At 60.3% G+C, this 501-nt stretch carries 1 protein-coding gene; it reads right to left on the bottom strand.

Annotated features, from left to right (window positions below; translation table 11 throughout):
* Positions 1–2 precede the first annotated feature (2 nt).
* A partial coding sequence (locus J5M56_RS24490) for an acyl-CoA dehydrogenase family protein (RefSeq protein ID WP_279381844.1) occupies positions 3–501 on the bottom strand: 499 nt, incomplete at its 5' end.

The raw sequence follows: 501 nt of genomic DNA, 5'->3' as shown, positions 1-501 counted from the left end.
CATCAAAGCGACCGCGCAATAATCTCCTTCATGATTTCATTGGTGCCGGCATAAATCCGCTGCACCCGCGCATCCGCCCACGCCCGGGCCACCGGGTATTCCCACATGAAGCCGTAGCCGCCATGCAGTTGCACGCACTCGTCGAGCACTTTGCATTGCAGGTCGGTGCCCCAATATTTGGCCATTGCCGCCGTCGGCACATCGAGTTTGCCCTGCAAATGCAGCTCCAGGCAGCGGTCGACAAAAACCCGGCCGATCTGAATCTCGGTAGCCATTTCGGCCAGTTTGAAGCGGGTGTTCTGAAAATCGGCAATCGCCTTGCCGAACGCCTTGCGATCACGGGTGTAATCCAGCGTCCATTGCAGCGCTGCCTCGGCCGAGGCCAGGCCGCCGATAGCCACGGTCAGACGTTCCTGCGGCAACTCCTGCATCAGATAGGCAAACCCGGCACCCGCCTGGCCGAGAAGGTTTTCCTTCGGCACGCGCACGTCCTGGAAGAAC

Source organism: Pseudomonas sp. 51_B (assembly GCF_017491595.1).
In the GTDB taxonomy this organism is placed as follows: Bacteria; Pseudomonadota; Gammaproteobacteria; order Pseudomonadales; family Pseudomonadaceae; genus Aquipseudomonas; species Aquipseudomonas promysalinigenes.
This window is presented reverse-complemented; position numbering and strand designations above follow the sequence as displayed.